The 18,858-nt window shown below is 70.0% G+C and carries 17 protein-coding genes; 10 read left to right on the top strand and 7 right to left on the bottom strand.

Features of this window, described 5'->3' with window-relative positions:
- The first annotated feature begins 104 nt into the window (after positions 1 to 104).
- Positions 105 to 587 (top strand): DUF3331 domain-containing protein, encoded by a 483-nt coding sequence (locus CFB52_RS22915; RefSeq protein ID WP_099317524.1) that lies wholly within the window; start codon positions 105 to 107, stop codon positions 585 to 587.
- 23 nt (positions 588 to 610) lie between these two features.
- On the opposite strand, the gene CFB52_RS22910 is transcribed toward CFB52_RS22915, so the two are convergent.
- Positions 611 to 1,813: a GNAT family N-acetyltransferase gene (locus CFB52_RS22910; protein WP_099317523.1), complete on the bottom strand. Its 1,203-nt coding sequence runs from the start codon at positions 1,811 to 1,813 to the stop codon at positions 611 to 613.
- A gap of 180 nt (positions 1,814 to 1,993) precedes the next feature.
- Here CFB52_RS22910 and CFB52_RS22905 point away from each other — a divergent pair, with 180 nt between their 5' ends.
- From CFB52_RS22905 to CFB52_RS22880, 6 genes are all read left to right on the top strand, one after another.
- On the top strand, positions 1,994 to 3,472 hold the full coding sequence (locus CFB52_RS22905) for a PLP-dependent aminotransferase family protein (protein ID WP_099317522.1): 1,479 nt from the start codon (positions 1,994 to 1,996) through the stop codon (positions 3,470 to 3,472).
- Between the two features lie 366 nt (positions 3,473 to 3,838).
- Entirely contained in the window at positions 3,839 to 4,684 is an 846-nt protein-coding gene (locus CFB52_RS22900) for a CPBP family intramembrane glutamic endopeptidase (RefSeq protein ID WP_099317521.1), read from the top strand.
- 45 nt (positions 4,685 to 4,729) lie between these two features.
- Positions 4,730 to 5,632, top strand: coding sequence for a hypothetical protein (locus CFB52_RS22895; RefSeq protein WP_257220621.1), 903 nt, complete (start codon positions 4,730 to 4,732; stop codon positions 5,630 to 5,632).
- 363 nt (positions 5,633 to 5,995) lie between these two features.
- Positions 5,996 to 7,582 (top strand): trypsin-like peptidase domain-containing protein, encoded by a 1,587-nt coding sequence (locus CFB52_RS22890; protein ID WP_099317519.1) that lies wholly within the window; start codon positions 5,996 to 5,998, stop codon positions 7,580 to 7,582.
- A gap of 240 nt (positions 7,583 to 7,822) precedes the next feature.
- On the top strand, positions 7,823 to 8,062 hold the full coding sequence (locus CFB52_RS35425) for a hypothetical protein (RefSeq protein WP_089465788.1): 240 nt from the start codon (positions 7,823 to 7,825) through the stop codon (positions 8,060 to 8,062).
- Between the two features lie 126 nt (positions 8,063 to 8,188).
- A complete protein-coding gene (locus CFB52_RS22880) occupies positions 8,189 to 8,728 on the top strand; it encodes a DUF4303 domain-containing protein (protein ID WP_059585135.1) in 540 nt (179 codons plus the stop codon).
- A 52-nt stretch (positions 8,729 to 8,780) separates the two neighbouring features.
- On the opposite strand, the gene CFB52_RS22875 is transcribed toward CFB52_RS22880, so the two are convergent.
- From CFB52_RS22875 to cobA, 6 genes are all read right to left on the bottom strand, one after another.
- Complete coding sequence (locus tag CFB52_RS22875; RefSeq protein ID WP_099317518.1) at positions 8,781 to 9,479, bottom strand: fumarylacetoacetate hydrolase family protein; 699 nt, start codon at positions 9,477 to 9,479, stop codon at positions 8,781 to 8,783.
- A 116-nt stretch (positions 9,480 to 9,595) separates the two neighbouring features.
- Entirely contained in the window at positions 9,596 to 10,537 is a 942-nt protein-coding gene (locus CFB52_RS22870) for a helix-turn-helix transcriptional regulator (protein WP_059585042.1), read from the bottom strand.
- Between the two features lie 80 nt (positions 10,538 to 10,617).
- On the bottom strand, positions 10,618 to 11,217 hold the full coding sequence (locus tag CFB52_RS22865) for a uracil-DNA glycosylase family protein (RefSeq protein WP_099317517.1): 600 nt from the start codon (positions 11,215 to 11,217) through the stop codon (positions 10,618 to 10,620).
- A 133-nt stretch (positions 11,218 to 11,350) separates the two neighbouring features.
- Positions 11,351 to 12,400: a CmpA/NrtA family ABC transporter substrate-binding protein gene (locus CFB52_RS22860; RefSeq protein WP_099317516.1), complete on the bottom strand. Its 1,050-nt coding sequence runs from the start codon at positions 12,398 to 12,400 to the stop codon at positions 11,351 to 11,353.
- A gap of 5 nt (positions 12,401 to 12,405) precedes the next feature.
- Positions 12,406 to 13,002, bottom strand: a complete 597-nt coding sequence (locus tag CFB52_RS22855; RefSeq protein ID WP_059639544.1) for an ANTAR domain-containing response regulator — start codon at positions 13,000 to 13,002, stop codon at positions 12,406 to 12,408.
- A gap of 120 nt (positions 13,003 to 13,122) precedes the next feature.
- Positions 13,123 to 13,890, bottom strand: a complete 768-nt coding sequence (cobA, locus tag CFB52_RS22850) for a uroporphyrinogen-III C-methyltransferase (protein ID WP_059585046.1) — start codon at positions 13,888 to 13,890, stop codon at positions 13,123 to 13,125.
- A 655-nt stretch (positions 13,891 to 14,545) separates the two neighbouring features.
- On the opposite strand from cobA, the gene CFB52_RS22840 reads away from it, so the two are divergent.
- Genes CFB52_RS22840 through nirD form a run of 3 tightly spaced genes read left to right on the top strand, consistent with a single transcriptional unit; the run spans position 14,546 to position 18,851 of the window.
- The gene (locus CFB52_RS22840; RefSeq protein WP_099317515.1) at positions 14,546 to 15,874 is read left to right on the top strand and encodes an MFS transporter; all 1,329 of its coding nucleotides are present in this window, start codon (positions 14,546 to 14,548) and stop codon (positions 15,872 to 15,874) included.
- 21 nt (positions 15,875 to 15,895) lie between these two features.
- Positions 15,896 to 18,469: a nitrite reductase large subunit NirB gene (gene nirB, locus CFB52_RS22835; protein WP_099317514.1), complete on the top strand. Its 2,574-nt coding sequence runs from the start codon at positions 15,896 to 15,898 to the stop codon at positions 18,467 to 18,469.
- Between the two features lie 37 nt (positions 18,470 to 18,506).
- Entirely contained in the window at positions 18,507 to 18,851 is a 345-nt protein-coding gene (nirD, locus tag CFB52_RS22830) for a nitrite reductase small subunit NirD (RefSeq protein WP_059585049.1), read from the top strand.
- Positions 18,852 to 18,858 lie beyond the last annotated feature (7 nt).

Here is an 18,858-nt window from a genome sequence, read left to right as displayed (position 1 = left end):
GTTGCGCAGGCTACCTCTTTACTTGAAGTTAACTTCAATTTGTATCATGTGCGCCAGTCCGATTGCGCTCGCGTGCGGCATCCCGTTGCACGCGGCCGCCAAGCATGCTCAACACCATGGAAAGCCCGATCTGCGAAGAAGACCTGTCGTGCGACGCGTCGGCGTTGGACGAAGACGATGCGATGCCGTCGCGCGGCGGCGCGGTCGCGCATCCGCTCGTGACGATCGGCCGTACGCCGATTCCGGAGCACGCGGCCGCCGCGGCGTCGCCGTTGCGCCCGCAACTGTTCGTCACGGTGCTGGAGGCGGGCGACGACGCGCTGCTGGTGCGCTGGGTCGAGAGCGGCCGGTGTCATTACGGCGAGCAGCGCTGGCGCCTGCGCGTCGCGTTGCAGCCCGGGCGCTGCGCGCTGTCCGGGCAGCCGATCGAGCCGGGCGAGCCGGTGTTCCGGCCGGTGCGGCGGCCCGTGCCGGCCAATGGCGACGAGATGATCTGTCCGGCCGCGGTGCCGGGCGTGGCCGGTGCGGCGCACGATGGCGCGCCGGAAGACGGTGGCGCACGCCATCCGGCCGATGTTCATGGCTGAACATCGGCCGTCGGGGAGCGACGTCATTTCTTCAGATCGTGCCGGTACTGGATGAAGCCGGCGTTGTTCGCGAGCTTGTCGTACAGCGCGCGCGCGGTCGTGTTGGTCTCGTGCGTGAGCCAGTACACGCGGCTCGCGCCGGCTTCCCGGGCCCGTTCGTACACGGCCTCGATCAGCGCGCCGCCCGCGCCCTGGCCGCGCGCGTCGGGCGCCGTGTACAGATCCTGCAGGTAGCAGTACGGCCCTTCGGTCCAGCACGAACGGTGGTAGATCGCGTGCACGATCCCGACGAGCGCACCCGACGCATCGAACGCGCCGAGCACGAACATCGGCTCGTCCGGATCCATCAGGCGCGCCCATGTGGTCGCGAACACCGCGTCGCTCAGCGCGGTGTCATAGAACGTCTGGTAACCCTGCCACAGCGGGCGCCACGCGGCTTCGTCGGCGGCGACGAGCGGGCGCACCGTGACGCGCGTCGCGTCGTTCGCGCGGCTGGCCGCGTCGCGCGCGTTGGCCTGTGCGTGCCGGATCGCGGTGAGCGACTGGCGCTGGTTGCCTTCGGCGTCGAAGTTCTCCGGCGCGAGCCAGGCTTCGAACGCGGCGCGGACGTCCGGCCATTCGCCGTCGATGATCGAGAACCACGCGGTGTCGCGATTGCGGCCGCGGTAGACCATCGCCTGCCGGAACGTGCCCTCGTAGCGGAAGCCGAGGCGCGCGGCCGCCTTGCGCGACGGCGCGTTCAGGTCGTCGCACTTCCATTCGTAGCGGCGGTAGCCGAGCATATCGAACGCATACTTCATCAGCAGGAACTGCGCTTCGGTCGATACCGGCGTGCGCTTGAGCAGCGGCGAGAACGTGACGGAACCGACCTCGATCACGCCGTTGGCCGGATCGATGCGCATCAGCGCGAGCGTGCCGACCGCGCGGCCCGTGGCGCGATCGATCACCGTGTAGTGCAGCGGATCGGCGCTCGCCTGCGCGCCGCGCGCGTAGTCGCGGTAGCTGGACGCGTCGGCGTACGGGCCGTGCGCCAGATAGGTCCAGTCGCGGCCGTCGGGCGCCTGCGCGTACGCGGCGTGCAGATCGGCCGCGTGGCGCTCGGCGTCGAGCGGTTCGAGCCGGCAGTAGCGGCCCTCGAGCGCGATGCGCTCGGGGCGCGGGCGCGCGGACCAGTCGGGAACGGGTTGGCCGATGGGCTGCTGGAAAGCGTTGGTGAGCGTGGGCAAGGTCGATCTCGCTTCGGTTGGCGGCCGGCGACATGCCGGCATGCAGACGATCGTAGTCCCGGCGAGGTACCATGAGAAGCGCCAGCGTGCGGCAAATTTATGGTGCCACGGTCGGTGGCCGCCAGCCGTACGCCGCTCACCATCCGTCCCGTTCCGACCTCTTCACGCCGCGATGTTCCGATGACGACTGCCTTTCTTCCCGACGACACGCCGTTGCTGCCGCTCGATGCGCCGCTGGCGCGTACGCCCGGCGCCCCGTCGCTGCAGCGCCAGCTGCTGCGCCGCTTGCGCGACGCGATTCTCGGCGGCGCGATGCCGGCCGGCACGCGGCTGCCCGGCACGCGCGCGCTGGCCGACACGCTCGGCGTGTCGCGCAATACGACGGCCGCGGTATACGAGCAGCTCGTCGCCGAAGGTTTCCTGCAGTCGGACCGTCGCGGCACGCGGGTCGTCGGGCTGTCGCGGCCGGCGCCGCCGCGCCGGCGTGCCGCGCCGCCAGCCGTCGCGCAGCGGCTCGGCCGGATTCGCTCGAGCCTCGTCGGCACCGGCGAATCGGAGGGCTTCCGGCCGGGCGTGCCCGCGCTGTCGCATTTCCCGGTGGACGCGTGGCGGCATGCGATCGATCGCGCATTGCGCCGCGCCGGCCGCGATCTGCTCGCGTACGGCGATCCGCTCGGCGAGCCCGCGTTGCGCGAATCGATCGCGCGCCACCTGGCCGTCACGCGTGGCGTGCGCTGCGATCCCGAGCAGATCGTGATCACCGAAGGCGCACAGGGCGCGATCGCGCTGTGCGCGCAGTTGCTGACGAATCCGGGCGATACGGTGTGGGTCGAGGAGCCCGGCTATCGCGGCGCGCGCTCCGCGATGCAGGCGGCCGACCTCGACGTCGTGCCGATGCCCGTCGACGCGGAAGGGCTGCGCGCGGAACCGGACGACTGGCGCGAGCGGCCGCCGCGCCTCGTCTACACGACGCCGTCGAACCAGTTCCCGACCGGCGCGGTGCTGTCGATCTCGCGCCGGCTCGCGCTGATCGATGCGGCACGCCGCCATCGCGCGTGGATCATCGAGGACGACTACGACAGCGAATTCCGTCACACCGGCGAGCCGATCGGCGCGATGCAGGGGCTCGCGCCCGATTCGCCGGTCGTCTATCTCGGCTCGTTCAGCAAGACGATGTTTCCGGCGCTGCGGATCGGTTTTCTCGTGCTGCCCGACACGCTGCTGGCCGCCGTGCGGCCGGCGTTGCCGGAGATGCTGCGCGGCGGGACGCGCCATGTGCAGCTCGCGCTCGCCGATTTCATCGAGACGGGCGAGTACGGCCGGCATCTCGGCCGGATGCGCCGGCTGTATCGCGACCGGCGGCGTGAGCTGCTCGCCGCGCTCGACAGCAGCCTGAGCGTGCCGCACCAGGTCGAGGGCGGCCCCTGCGGGCTGCATCTCGCGCTGCGGCTGCCGGCGCGTTATCGCGATCGCGCGATCGTCGAAGCGGCGCGCGCGCACGGCATCGGGCCGTTTCCGCTGTCGGGTTTCGCGATCGATGCGGGGCGGGCCGGCAACGGGCTCGTGCTCGGTTTCGGCAATACGTCCGCGGATGCGTTCGAGCCGATGTTGCGGGTGGTGTCGGCGATCGCGGAGCGGGTGGGCGCGGGTCACGCGTGACGGGTGGATTCAATACCGGCGCTTTAAAGGCCATGGCGGGCCGCGAATCATTCAATATTTTAAAAATCCGGCCGATATCTCGATATTGTCGATTTCCGACCGCGCAGCCTGAATCGAAAGTTTTGTCTTTTCCATCGTAAAAAATGGTCAATGTCGCTTGTCACGGCTCCTGCGATGAGCGACGATTTCGCTCCGTAACAAACGGTTACTTTTGTGCCGTCACTGGATATCGGAGAACGAAGGCCGCGATGAGTCGCGTCGGCCGGGTGCTCCAATAAATAACAATGCCGATCGCGACGAGATCGGCCGCAGGCATCCGAGTGCGCGACCACCGCATATGCCGCCTGCGAAACCGTATAGAACGACATGAAATCGGATTCAAGCCGCTATTGCTTCCCGAATCTGCTGGAAGCGTTTTTTATCGTCGTCGTGCTGAACATGGTCGAGTATGTGACGAACTCGATCATCTGGTCGGCCGGTCGCGGCGCCGGCCTGCAACCGATGGCGATCGCCAGTATCGGGCGCGTGCTCGCGAATGGGCTCGTATTTACGGTGCTGCTTCATCACGGCAAATTCACCTACCGTCGCTTGCTGCACGATGGCGTCGATTCCTGGCGAACGACGATCGGGCGATTTCTCGTGCCCGTCGTGCTGATTACGCCCGCATTGGTGGTGGCGATGAGCGTGCTGGAAGTCGGCATCGGGCAGTTTTTCTCGTGGAGCGGCAGCCGCGATGAAGCCCGGGAAGTGTATGTCAACGGCGGGCTCGGCCTGATCGTATTGACCTGCGTGATTGCGCCGCTACTCGAAGAGATGCTGTTTCGCGGCGTGATGCTGCGCAGCTTCCTGCGACAGTATCCGGAGGGAACGGCTATCGCCCATTCGGCCGCGGTGTTCGGTCTTGCGCATATGAACGTCTATCAGTTCGTGCTCGCATTCGGACTCGGCTTGCTGATCGGAAAACTCTATGCGGCTACCCGATCGCTGTTGCCGGGCATGTTGATTCATGCCTGCTACAACGCGGCCGTGGTGATCGTCGCGCTGAAATCGCCGTTCGTCCTTGCCAAGGAGAGCCTGCTCGAGATCTGGCCGGCTTCCTGGTGGTTCGGCGCGCTTGCGTTGGGCGGTGTCGGCGCATGGGGGCTGGTCAAGTCGGTCGATGCGCTGCGAATGGCGCCGGCCGGTATGGCAAACGACGACGGCGCGAACTGAACGCGCGCGGTGACGGGTTTCTACAACGAGAAAACGAGGTGAAGCATGCGGGGCAAGCAAGTCTGTCTGGTGGGGCTGGCGAGTACTGTGTTGATGCTGACGGCATGTGGCGGCGATGACGGTGGCGCGGCCAAAACGGGCAGCAACGCGTCGAACAACGACACGGCGGGAACGCCGACGGTCCCGGCGCCCGCCACGCCGGCGCCGGGCGCGCCGGCCCAGCCGTCCGTCCCCACGGCCTGCCGCCCGAACGGCAGCTTCAGCTATTCGGGCGCTGCGTCGCCGGTCGCGGCGAACAACGGCCAGCTCGCGGTGCTCGTGGTGCCGAATTTGCCGAGCGAGTGGGCGAAGAATCGCAACATGACGGCGGCCGATGTGCCGGCAACGAGCCTGGTTCAGCAGGGAAGCGGCGCGTTTACGACGCTGGCGTCGTCGTCGGCGGCGACCGACTGCCTCGGACTCGACCACGGGGCCGTGACCGAGATCCAGGGCGTCGGCACCGATGTGGCGATCGGCCGGTGGAATCGCGCGATGGATACCGACGGCAATACCTATGCCGATACGCAGGGCGTGCACTACGCGGTCGGCACGCCGCTGTCATTGCCCGCGACGGGCGGCCCGCTTTCGTGTACGCAGGTGATCGCCGACACGGTGGCGAGCAACGAGGGCGGCACGAACGGGACGCTCGTGTCGGCTTCGGCCACGCTCGATCCGGTCACGCGCATGCTCACCACGCTGGACCTGTCGATCAAGCTCGGGAGCGCGCAATACGGGTTGACGTACACGCAGGTGCCGTTGAACGGCGTGTTGAAGACCGCCGGGCCCGCGACGATTCAATCGATCGTCGTCGGACATGACGCGGCTCAGCCGCTCGTTGCCGTCGGCTACACGGCGGCGGTGCCGAACACGCAAGGCGTTGGCGGGGTCGTGGTGTTGTCGTGTCACTGACTCGAGTCGATGCCGGTTCGTCGACGGAAGGAGGCCGATGACGAACCGTTCGCTGTTTGTGCGCCGCATGCGGTCTGTCGGCAATGCGCGACCGGCAAATGGGTGGCCGCGGACCACGACGATGAGGTGGCGGCGACGCGCACAGTGAGCGATGCGTGGTGAATATTCGGATTGACGAACCGCGCAGTTTGTTCGAAACGAACGCCGTCGCGGTTCCACCACCGCGACACCTTCCGGCATACGGGTTTCGATTCGTATGTCCCAACCGGCGCTTGCGCTATAAATGGTTGGGTGTACCGGTGCTTGTCGGACGCCTGCGCGTCTCGCGCAGGGCGGCGTCGCGGCTGCCGGGGGAGGTGCGCCGTGGTTTGCCAGACGCTTGCTCGCGCCGTGCTTCGCACCGCGTTGATCGGGGGCGTGTTCGCCGGAATCCTGCCGTCGCCCGCCGCCGTTGCCGGCACGCTCGCGCCGCACGCCGCACCGCCGGCGATGAAGGCGCGGCCGCCCGCCGCGCCTTATGCGATGCCGGTCGACTTCCCGGCGATCGTCGAGCGCTACGGCCCGGCGGTCGTGACCGTCATGGCCGCCAGCCCCGATCCGCAAACCGGCGGCCCGGCCTTTGCCGCCCTCGATCCCGACGATCCGCTCGCCGCGTTCTTCCGACATGGCGCGCCGCCGGCCGCGCAGGGGCCGCAGGCGCAGGCGCCCGATCCGGCGCCGCGCGCGGTGTCCGGCAGCGGCTCGGGTTTCATCGTCAGCGCCGATGGCCTGATCCTGACGTCCGCCCATGTGGTCGACGAGGCGACCGACGTGACGGTGCGCCTCACCGACCGCCGCGAATTCAAGGCGACGGTGCTGGCCGTCGATCCGCAAAGCGATGTCGCCGTGCTGCACGTCGACGCGACGAAGCTGCCGTTCGTGCGCGTCGGCGATTCGTCGAAAGTCCGCGCGGGCGAGCCGGTGATGACGATCGGCGCGCCGGACGGATCGGGCAACACGGTCACGGCCGGCATCGTCAGCGCGACGTCGCGCCGGTTGCCGGACGGCAGCGCGTTTCCGTTCTTCGAGACCGACATCGCGCCGAATCCGGACAACTCGGGCGGCCCCGTGTTCAATCGCGCGGGCGACGTGATCGGCATCGCGGTGCAGGTCTATACGGGCGCCGACCGCTACGCGAGCACGACGTTCGCCATCCCGATCGCATTCGCGGCCAAGGTGCGCGCCCAGTTGCGCGCGCAACAGCAGGCGCAGATGCAGGCGCAGCCGGCTCAGGCGCCCGCCCCGGGCGCGCCGCCGTCGGCCAACGCGTTCGGCGTCGACGTGCAGGACGTCGGCGTCGGTCTGGCCGCGGCGTTCGGGCTGCCGCGTCCGGCCGGCGCGCTCGTCAACGGCGTCGCGCCCGGCTCGCCGGCCGCCGCGGCCGGGCTGAAGCCCGGCGACGTGATCGTGAAGATGGGCGACAAGGCCATCGGCCGCTCGGCGGAACTGGACGACCTGGCCGCCGCGCTGCCGCCCGGCGCGAAGGCGCCGCTGCGCGTGATCCGCAACCGTGCGCCGGTGAAGCTGACGATCGTCGGCGCCGACGATGCGGCCGGCAGCCCGGCCGCGACAATCGGCACGGCCGCGCCGAAGGCCGCTGCACGGTTGGGGCCGGGGCCGGCCGCGGGCGAAGCAGGCGACCACGGCGACCGCCTCGGGCTGACGATGCACGCGTTGAGCGATGACGAGCGCCGTTCGACGGGGCTCGCGGTCGGAATGATGGTGGACGCGGTGCACGGCCCGGCCGCGCGCGCGGGCATCCAGCCGGGCGACGTCGTGCTGGCGCTCAACGACACGCTGCTCGAGACGCCGGACGACGTGCCGTCGCTCGAAGCGAACGGCGGCAGCGTGATCGCCGTGCTGATCCAGCGCAACAACGCGCGGAAGTTCGTCTCGGTGCGCGCGCGTTAGGGCGGTGACGCGGCTGGTGTGGTCCGCCTAACATCGGCCGATATCGCTGGCGGTTCGCCGCCACGCATTCATGACATTCAGGAGCCATTCGGCATGAAAACGGCTTGCTTGATCGTAGTAGTCCACAGGCGCAGGGCCCGGTAGCGGGATCGCGCCGGTACCCATGCGCCCCCGACTCGTTCGGGGGCTTTTTTTTGCGTTGCGCACGGCCGCGCGGCCCGTGCGCGGGAGGGCATCCGCTTGCCATCGAACCCGTCGACCGCTTCCGCCGCGGCGTCGCCGCGGCACGCCACGCTGATCATGCTGTGCGCGCTGTCGGTCCTGCCGCTGAGTCTGTTCCTGCCGTCGCTGACGGGAGCGCTGCTGACCCCCGCCAACGCGGGCTACCTGCCGCTCGCGATGATGCTGCTGTCGGCGGCGATCGCGCTGGCGGCCGCCGTGTGCGTGCGGGCATTCGACGGACGCGACGCCGCGCGGTGAGCGCGGGTGCGCCCCGGTACCGGCGCGCGGCCGAATGGCGGACAATCCGCCGCATGCCGGGAGATGACGCACGATCGGCGCGCCGCGTGTCCCGGCGAGCGAGAAGGGCGACTGGACGAGGATGCGATGAGCGACTTTTCTGATTTCCAGCGGGACATTGCCGATGCCGCGAGGGCGACCTTCAGGGCGCTGCGGGCACTGCACCCGGACGAGCATTTCTATGCGTTTGCTTTGTACACCGACAGCGGCGCGATGACGGTGGTGCCGGCCGCCAATTCGGTCGAAGGGCTGCGCCGGATTTGCGCGCGACAGGCGGTCGCGGACGACGATCCGTGGTTCGTGTGGGGCGTGTCCGAGTGGGCGTACGCGGCGGCCGAGGCGTCGCCGTTCAACGCGATCTGCGGCAGGCTGGCCGACGAAGTGCTGAGTCCGCAGTTCGTCCAGTCGCGCTTCACGGAATTTTCCCGACAACTGCACGCCGACATGATCGCGGCATTGCGGCTGCTCGATCGCGACGGCGTGTTCGGCACGGGCGACGCCAGGGCGGCCATCACGCTGTTCGTGTCGATCAGCGACGACGACGCGGCCGAGGCGCTGGAAAACGCGTCGGCGAAAGCGCTGAATCCGCCGGCCGTCGCCGACGCCTTCCTGCGCCGCTACGACTGATCGGCATCGGGATCTCGCGGGGCGGCCCGGGCAGGCCGCCCTGTAAACAGCATTACGGCTTCGCGCCGACCACGAATTCGAACGTCGCGACGCCGTCGACGCCGCCCGTCACGCGATCGCCCGGCTGCAGCGCGCCGACGCCGGCCGGCGTGCCGGTGAAGATCAGGTCGCCGGCCTTCAGCTCGACCGAGCGCGACACGTACGCGATGACGTCGGGCACGGGCCAGATCATGTCGGCGAGGTCGCCTTGCTGGCGCGTGTCGCCGTTGACCGCGAGCCAGATGCGGCCGGTCGCCGGGTGGCCGGTGGCCGCCGCCGCGCGCAGCGCGGTCACGGGGCCCGACGCGTCGAAACCCTTCGCCCAGTCCCACGGACGGCTCAGTTTCTTCGCGTCGGCCTGCAGGTCGCGGCGCGTGAGGTCGACGCCGACGCCGTAGCCCCACACGTGCGACAGCGCATCGGCCGGGTCGATCGACCGGCCGTCCTTGCCGATCGCGACGACCAGCTCGATCTCGTGATGGAGATCGTTCGTCAGCGGCGGATAGGCAACCGTGCCGCTGGCCGGGACGATCGCGTCGGCGGGCTTCGTGAAGAAGAACGGCGGTTCGCGGTCGGGGTCGGCGCCCATTTCGCGGGCATGGTCGGCATAGTTGCGGCCGACGCAGAAGACGCGGCGCACCGGAAAGCGCGCGGACGACTGTTCGACTTCGACGGAAGGACGCTCGGCGGCGTCGATGACATAGGCGGACATCGGAAGGCCTCGTTCGGTAGGAAGACGGAGGGCCGGCACACCGGCCGGCATGCGTGCAACGATACCCGACGCGCGTGCGTGCGGATGCGACGCAACTGCGTTTTACCGGGACAAAACTACGCGTCGGCGGCCGGCGGCGTGTCGTCGCCGCCGGGCGGCGCGGCGTTCGCGTCGCGGTACGCCTTCGGCGACACGCCGACCCGCGCGCGGAAACGCCGCGCGAAATACCCTTCATCGCGGAAGCCGACCGAGCGCGCGATGTCCGCGATGCGCCGGCTGGTGTGGGCCAGCAGCGATTGCGCGAGCGCGATCCGGCGCTCGGTCACGAGATCGGTGAAGGTGCTGCCGGTTTCCTTGCGGACCAGGTGCGCGAGGTAGTTCGGGGAGAGAAACGCGGCTTCGGCGGTCGCCGCGAGCGTCAGGTCCTCGCGGGTCAGGTTCGCCCGCACGTGGCGCAGCACGCGAGCCAGCGCGTCGCGCCGGCCGGCGCGCTGGGCGCCGCGCTGCGCGAGCTTGTCGAGCGCGCCCGCGTACTGCGTGCAGACGAGCCCGATCAGTTGCAGCAGGTAGCCGCGCAGCAACGTGGTCGAGCCGAACGTGCGCACGCGATCGGCATCGAGCATGCACAGCGCGAGGCGGCGCGCTTCGTCGTACGTGTCGCCGGTCAGGATGAAATCGAGGTGCTCCTGGAAGCGGAACGGCGTCAGCTCGGGGAAGCGGTGCGCGGGCACGTCCTCGAGATCGAGCGGATCGACGTCGAGATCGGCGCGCAGGAACGCCTGGCTGAAATTGATCACGATGAAGTGCGCGCCTTCCGGATGCGGAATCAGGTGCTCGCGGTGCGGCAGCACGAACGCGAGCGCGCCGCGCGGAAACGGCCGCGTGACGCCGCCGATGCGCTGCTCGGTGTCGCCGCCGAGGTTGAACTGGATCTGGAAATACGCGTGCCGGTGCGGCTCGGTGATCGCCTGGCGCGACGCCTGGTCGCGGATGTAGAAATCGAGCCGGTCGCTGCGTTCGGGCATCCCGTACAGGCGCGGCGGGGCGGTGGAGGGCATGAAGGATTCTGCTGTTCGTGACGCGGTTGAGCCGCGATGGTACAGCGAACCGGGCGCGACGGGCACGGGCGCTCGCGCGGTCAGCCCGCGACGAGCCGCGCGACCCGGCGCCGCAGTTCGGGCACGACCTCGGCGTCGAACCACGGATGGTGCTTGAACCATGCCTGGTTGCGCGGCGACGGATGCGGCAGCGGCAGGAGAGCAGGGCCGTAGTCGCGCCAGGCCTGCACGGTGTCGGTCAGCGTCGCCTTGCGCGTGTCGCGCAGGAAATGCCGCTGCGCGTACTGGCCGATCAGCAGCGTGAGCCGGATCGACGGCAGTTCGGCCAGCAGCCGGTCGATCCACAGTCGCGCGCATTCGGGGCGCGGCGGGTTGTCGCCGCTCGCGCCGCGGCCCGGGTAGCAGAAGCCCATCGGCACGATCGCGAAGCGTGTCTCGTCGTAGAAAGTGTCGGTGTCGACGCCGAGCCAGTCGCGCAGCCGCTTGCCGCTCGGGTCGTCCCACGGGATGCCGCTCGCATGGACGCGCGCACCCGGCGCCTGCCCGACGATCAGGATGCGTGCGTCGCGATGGGCGCGCACGACCGGGCGCGGGCCGAGCGGCAGGTCGGCCTCGCATGCACGGCACGCGCGGATTTCGGTGAGCAGCACGTCGAGCGGCGTGCGCGTGGGTTTCGGCATCGATTCGGGGCGGGGACGGAGTAGCAACGCGGTGTCGGCCGCGCGGCACGGGCAGGCAGCGGCCGGACGGCCGGCCCGGCGTGGAACGGCCCGGGCGGGCGAGCCGCCCGCCTCGTGCGTCCGGCTTCGGACCTCACGCCCGCGACGGGCCTGCCGCGCCTTCGGCGACCGCAGCATCATACAACGCGGTCTGCGCGATCGCCGCGGCGATACGCGCGTCGTCGTGCGAACCGTCGAGCATGCCCCAGCGCCGGTATTGCGACAGGAACCACACGCCTTCGCGCGGATCGGGCCGGTTCACCGTGCCGCCGTCGTGGAAGCGGATCGGCAGCGGCGGCGTGGCGAACGGCCCCGCGCCGTAGTCGCCGAGCAGGCGCGGCGCGATCAGCCGGGCCGGCACGCCGAGCGCGTCGGGCGACGCGAGCCAGTCGGCCGCCTCGCGGCGGTGCGCGGCGCTGTCGAGCCACGCGCATGCATCGACGAGCGTGCGGACCAGTGCGCGCGCGGTGGCCGGATACAGCGCGACGAAGTCGCGCCGGGTCGCGAGCACCTTCTCCGGATGATCGGGCCAGATCTCGCTCGTGACGGCGACGGTGCGGCCCGCGCCGCATGCTTCGGCCACCACGTGCCACGGCTCGCCCGCGCAGAAGCCGTCGAGCTCGCCGCCCGCGAGCGCCGCGACCATCTCGGGCGGGGGAATCACGACGCTGCGCACGTCGCGCAGCGGATCGATGCCGTGCGACGCGAGCCACGCGTTCAGCCACATCGCATGCGTGCCGGTCGGGAAAGTCTGAGCAAGCAGCGGCTTGCGGCCGAGCGTCGCGAACGCGGTGCGCACGCTGACGGTTTCGCGGTAAGCGTCGGCGAGGCCGCGCGACAGCGTGATCGCCTGGCCGTTGCGGTTCAGCACCATCAGCGCGGCCATGTCGGCCTGCGGGCCGCCGATGCCGAGCTGCAGCCCGCAGACGAGCCCGTACAGCGCATGCGCGGCGTCGAGCTCGCCGCTGAGCAGCTTGTCGCGCACGGCCGCCCACGACGGCTGGCGACTCAATTCGAGCGTGAGGCCATGGCGCGCGCCGAGGTTCAGGCGCTGCGCGACGATCAGCGGGGCCGCGTCGCTGAGCGCGACGAACCCGAGGCGAAGATGCGCGCGTTCCGGCGCGGCGGGAGGTGAGGTATTCATGGCACTCATGACTGGGGTGACGCGTCGAGCAGTTGTCGCGCGACGTCGACGATGCGCAGGCCCTGATCCATCGCGCGCTTGCGCAGCGCCGCATACGCATCGTGTTCGGACAGCTTGCGCTGGTCCATCAGCACGCGTTTCGCGCGGTCGATCAGCTTGCGCTCCTCGAGTTCGCGCTCGACGTCGGCCAGCCGGCGGCGCAGCGCATCGTCGTGCGAGAAGCGCGCGAGCGCGACTTCCAGAATCGGCGCGAGACGCTCGGCCGATAACCCTTCGACGAGATACGCGCTGACGCCCGCGCCGACCGCCGCGCGGATCAGTTCCTGGTCGGCGTCGTGACTGAACATCAGCACGGGGCGCGGGGCGGTCGCATGCATGACCGCGAGTTGCTCGAGCGTATCGCGCGACGGCGAATCGGTATCGATGATCACGACGTCGGGACGTTGCTCCTCGACGGCCGCCGGCAGGCGCGCGGGCGTCGCGACGTCGTTCAGCATCTCGTAGCCGAGGCGCGCGAGCGCGTCGCCGAGTTCGCCGATCGGCTTGTCGGTATCGGTGACGAGCAGCACGCGCAGGCGGGCGGGCGGGGCGGACGAACTCATGAGGCGGGCAACAGGAGCAGTGACGCGTCGGCGCAAGGGGCGAACGATGCATGCCGGCCGCACGCGCGGCCGGTGCTGAACGGAACGGGGAGCGGCCGAAGCCGCGCGGGGCCGCGCATGTCAGGCGGCCCGTGCCAGCGCCGCGTCGGTCGTCGCTTCGGCGTCCGCGCCCTGCGCGGCCGCTTCGCCGATCGCGCCGCCGACGAGGATCACGGCCGGGCTGCCGAGCCGCGCGGCTTCGATGCCGCGCGCGAGCGCGCCCAACGTGCCGGTCCAGCGGCGCTCGTCGGGCGTGCCGACCCATTGCACGGCCGCCGCCGGCGTCGACGCGGGGAGCGCGGCGAGCAGGCCCGCCGCGATGCGGTCGACGCGGCTCATCCCCATGTAGATCGCGAGCGTGGTGCCGGTCGCCGCGAGCCGTGCCCAGTCGGGTTCGCCGTGGTCCTGGCGGTGCGCGGTGACGAACGTGACGCCCTGGCAGTGCTCGCGGTGCGTGAGCGAGATGCCGAGGCTCGCGGCGGCGGCGAATCCCGACGAGATGCCATTGACGATCTCGACCGGAATCGCGGCCGCGCGCAGCGTCGCGAGTTCTTCGCCGGCGCGCCCGAACAGCAGCGCGTCGCCGCCTTTCACGCGCACCACGTGCGCGCCGCGCAGCGCGTAGCGGCGCATCAGTTTCTCGATGAACGCCTGCGGCGTGGAGCGGCAGCCGCCGCGCTTGCCCACGCGGATCACGCGCGCGTGCGGCGCGAGTTCGACGATGCCGGGCGCGACGAGATCGTCGAGCAGCAGCACGTCGGCGGCGGCCAGCGCCTTGACCGCCTTCAGCGTGAGGAGATCGGGATCGCCGGGCCCGGCGCCCAGCAGCGTGACTTTGCCTGTCGTCATGTCGTGTTCCTGTGCCGCATCGCATTGCTGCGGCGGTCTGATGTCGCGTTGTTGCTCGGCGGCGGCGGGCGGTCGAAACGCACCGGCATCCGGCCGTGCCGTGCACGGAGGGGACGCCGTTGTCCTGACGGGCCCGCCGTGAGCGGCGGGCCGGGTTTGCGGGGACTGCCCACCGGCGCCGTTGCCGGTGTGACGAAGGTTCAGCAATATCCGGGCCAGCCGGCGCGACGATGCGGCCGTTGCGCGGCGCGGCGCACCGTGCGATGGCCGCGGGCATGCACGTGCTCGCTGCGCGCGAGCAGTCCCCATGCCGCATCGGCGTGCATCGTGCCCCGTCGGCGCGCACCGCGTCCCGCACGGCGACAGTGCTGCAGCGCACCACATCTGTGCCTCGGTGCATCGCGACGGAGAGCGCGCCGCGCGCCGCGGTGACGCGCCCGATGCCCGGCGCGCCTTGTGCGGCGGGGCTCGCGGCGCGATTGACGCAGACATGGCACGTCGCTTGCGTAAGCTGGTTCGGGCGGATCAACGGCGATTCGCTTGCAGCACCGAATACCGACGCGCCCGGCAACGGGCTTCATGGGCAACGGCGTCCTACGCATCGGGTCTCGACGAGACCGGTGCGCAGGACGCCGTTTTTCGTTTGGCGGATGACATGACCGACAAAGCTACCCGTATCGATCTCTTCAGCCTCCGCACCGCGCCGATGCGCGCGTTCCACCTGACGTGGATGGCGTTCTTCGTATGCTTCTTCGCGTGGTTCGCGTGCGCGCCGCTGATGCCGCTGATCGCACGCGAATTTCATCTGACGGCGGCGCAAGTCGCCAACATCAACATCGCCGCGGTGGCCGCGACGATCGCCGTGCGGCTGCTGGTCGGCCCGCTGTGCGACCGCTTCGGCCCGCGCCGCGTGTATGCCGGGCTGCTGCTGCTCGGCGCGATTCCCGTGTTCGCCGTGTCGTTCACGCACGATTACCTGTGGTTCCTGATCTGCCGGCTCGGCATCGGTGCGATCGGCGCGGGCTTCGTGATCACGCAGTACCACACGTCGGTGATGTTCGCGCCGAACGTGGTCGGCACCGCGAACGCGACGACGGCCGGCTGGGGCAATGCCGGCGCGGGCGCGACGCAGGCGCTGATGCCGCTGCTGGTCGCCGCCGGCCTGATGCTCGGCTTCGGCGAGGATTCGTCGTGGCGCGTCGCGCTGATCGTGCCGGGCGTGGCGATGCTCGTGATGGCCTGGGCGTACTGGCGCTTCACGCAGGACTGCCCGCAAGGCGATTTCGTCGCGCTGCGCAAGGAAGGCGTGACGATCGACAGCGGCAAGAAGGGCGGCTGGGCGAGCTTCTTCGCCGCGTGCGGCAACTATCGCGTGTGGATGCTGTTCGTCACGTACGGCGCGTGCTTCGGTGTCGAGGTGTTCATCCACAACATCGCCGCGCTGTACTACGTCGATCACTTCAGCCTGTCGCTGAAGGACGCGGGCCTCGCGGCCGGCATGTTCGGGCTGCTCGCGCTGTTCGCCCGCGCGCTCGGCGGCTGGCTGTCCGACAAGATCGCGGCGCGCCGCAGCCTCGACGTGCGGGCGGCGCTGCTGTGCGCGCTGATCGTCGGCGAAGGGCTCGGGCTGATCTGGTTCTCGCATGCGCAAAGCGTCGGCATCGCACTCGTCGCGATGCTGACCTTCGGCCTCTTCACGCACATGGCCTGCGGCGCGACCTACGCGCTGGTGCCGTTCATCGACCGCAAGGCGCTCGGCGGCGTCGCGGGGATCGTCGGCGCGGGCGGCAACGTCGGCGCGGTGGCCGCGGCTTTCCTGCTGAAGGGCGTCGGCGACGTGCAGCACACGCTGAGCCTGCTCGGCCTCGCCGTCACCGCGACCGCGCTCTGCGCGATGGCCGTGCGCTTCAGCGAAGAACACAAGGCGCGCGAAGCCGAGCTGCGCGATCGCGCGCTAGCCGCCGCCGCCAACGCCGCGAACTGATCGACCGAAGGAACCGTCATCATGAAACTCATCGTCATCGGCCACGGCATGGTCGGCCACAAGCTCCTCGAATGCGTCGCGGCGCAAGCCGGCACGGCGGGCGCGCCGCACGTCACCGTGCTCGGCGAGGAGCCGCGTCCGGCCTACGATCGCGTGCACCTGTCCGAATTCTTCGCGGGCAAGTCGGCGGACGACCTGTCGCTCGTCGAACCCGGCTTCTTCGAGCGCCATCCGCGGTTCGAGCTGCGCCTGAACGCGCAAGTCGCGTCGATCGACCGCGCCGCGCATACCGTCACGCTCGCGTCGGGCGAAACGCTCGCGTACGACAAGCTGGTGCTCGCCACCGGCTCGCGTCCGTTCGTGCCGCCGGTGCCGGGCCGCGATCGCGCGGGCTGCTTCGTGTACCGGACGATCGAGGATCTCGAAGCGATGCAGGCGTGCGGCGCGCAGGCCCGGCGCGGCGTCGTGATCGGCGGCGGGCTGCTCGGCCTCGAATGCGCGAAGGCGCTGCGCGACATGGGGCTCGACACGCACGTCGTCGAATTCGCGCCGCGGCTGATGGCCGTGCAGGTCGACGACGGCGGCGGCCGGATGCTGCGTGCGAAGATCGAGGCGCTCGGCGTGACCGTGCATACCGGCAAGAACACGCTCGAGATCGTCGACGGCGACGAAGGCGCGCACCGGATGGTGTTCGCCGACGGCTCGCATCTCGACACCGACATGATCGTGTTCTCGGCCGGCATCCGGCCGCGCGACGAACTGGCCCGCGCATGCGGGCTCGAGATCGGCCCGCGCGGCGGCGTCGCGATCGACGACGCGTGCCGCACGAGCGACGCCGACATCTACGCGATCGGCGAATGCGCGGCGTGGAACGGCACGGTGTACGGCCTCGTCGCGCCCGGCTACGACATGGCGCGCGTGGTCGCGAAACAGCTCGCGGGCGACGCCGCCGAAGCGGCGGACGCGGCGTTCGCCGGCGCCGACATGAGCACGAAGCTGAAGCTGATGGGCGTCGACGTCGCGAGCATCGGCGACGCGCACGGCACGACGGCCGGCAGCCGCACCTACCAGTACGCGGACGAGCGCCGCCAGGTCTACAAGAAGCTCGTGGTGTCCGACTGCGGCAAGTTCCTGCACGGCGCGGTGATGGTCGGCGACGCGGCCGAGTACGGCACGCTGCTGCAGATGATGCTGAACCGCATCGAGTTGCCCGAGTCGCCGGAATTCCTGATCCTGCCGTCGTCGGACGGCGCGGCGAAGCCGGCGCTCGGCGTCGACGCGCTGCCGGAAGGTGCGCAGATCTGCTCGTGCAACAACGTGTCGAAGTCGCAGATCTGCGCGGCCGTGGCCGACGGCGCGACGAGCCTCGGCGCGCTGAAGACCTGCACGGGCGCCGGCACGTCGTGCGGCGGCTGCGTGCCGCTCGTCACGCAGATCATGAAGGCCGAGATGAAGAAGCAGGGCCTCGCGGTCAACAACCATCTGTGCGAGCACTTTCCGTATTCGCGGCAGGAGCTGTTCCACTTGATCCGCGTCGAGCGCATCACGACGTTCGACGCACTGCTCGCCAGGCACGGCCGCGGGCTTGGCTGCGACGTGTGCAAGCCGGCCGTCGCGGGCATCCTCGCGTCGTGCTTCAACGAGTTCGTGCTGAAGAAGGAGCACGCGGGCCTGCAGGATTCGAACGACTACTACCTCGCGAACATCCAGCGCGACGGCACGTACTCGGTCGTGCCGCGCATGCCGGGCGGCGAGGTCACGCCGGAAGGGCTGATCGCGGTCGGCCAGGTCGCGAAAAAATACGGCCTGTACACGAAGATCACGGGCGGCCAGCGCGTCGATCTGTTCGGTGCGCGCGTCGAGCAGTTGCCGTCGATCTGGGAGGAACTGATCGCGGCCGGCTTCGAATCGGGGCACGCGTACGGCAAGGCGCTGCGCACCGTGAAGTCGTGCGTCGGGTCGACGTGGTGCCGCTACGGCGTCGACGATTCGGTCGGCCTCGCGATCGACCTGGAGAATCGCTACAAGGGGCTGCGCGCGCCGCACAAGATCAAGTTCGGCGTGTCCGGCTGCACGCGCGAGTGCGCGGAAGCGCAGGGCAAGGACGTCGGCATCATCGCGACCGAGAAGGGCTGGAACCTGTACGTGTGCGGCAACGGCGGAATGAAGCCGCGCCACGCGGAACTGCTCGCGTCCGACCTCGATCGCGCGACGCTGATCCGCTACATCGACCGCTTCCTGATGTTCTACGTGCGCACGGCCGACCGTCTGCAGCGCACCAGCGTGTGGCGCGACAACCTCGAAGGCGGCCTCGACTACCTGATCGACGTCGTCGTGCACGACAAGCTCGCGATCGCGGCCGAGCTCGAGGCCGACATGCAGCACGTGGTCGACACCTACGAGTGCGAATGGAAGCGGGCCGTCACCGATCCGGACACGCGCAAGCGCTTCCGCCACTTCGTGAACAGCGACGCGCCGGACACGACGATCGAATTCGTCGAGACGCGCGGCCAGATCCGGCCCGCGACGCCCGCCGAGCGCGCGGGCGGCAAGCCCGTGGCGATTCCGGTCGTCGCCGAGCCGGCGACCGTCTGACCCCGACCGACATCCGTAACCGAGCAAGGAGCCCATCATGAACGACCGTCTTCCGCTGTCCTGGACCCGCGTGTGTCCGCTCGACGACATCGTGCCGAACACCGGCGTGTGCGCGCTCGTCAACGGCGAGCAGGTCGCGGTGTTTCACGTCGCGCATCCCGACGGCGGCGTGTTCGCGATCGACAACGTCGATCCCGTGTCGCAGGCCGCCGTGATGTCGCGCGGGCTGATCGGCAGCCTCGGCGAACGCGTCGTGGTCGCGTCGCCGCTGTACAAGCAGCACTTCGACCTGCGTACCGGCGAATGCCTGGAAGCGCCCGAGCAGTCGGTGAGCGCGTATCCGTCGCGGGTCGAGGACGGTTTCGTGTGGGTCGCGGCCTGAGCCCGCC

This window comes from Burkholderia sp. AU18528, from assembly GCF_002223215.2.
Taxonomy (GTDB): domain Bacteria; phylum Pseudomonadota; class Gammaproteobacteria; order Burkholderiales; family Burkholderiaceae; genus Burkholderia; species Burkholderia semiarida.
Note: the sequence above shows the minus strand (reverse complement) of the source record. Positions and strands in the feature narration are given on the sequence as shown.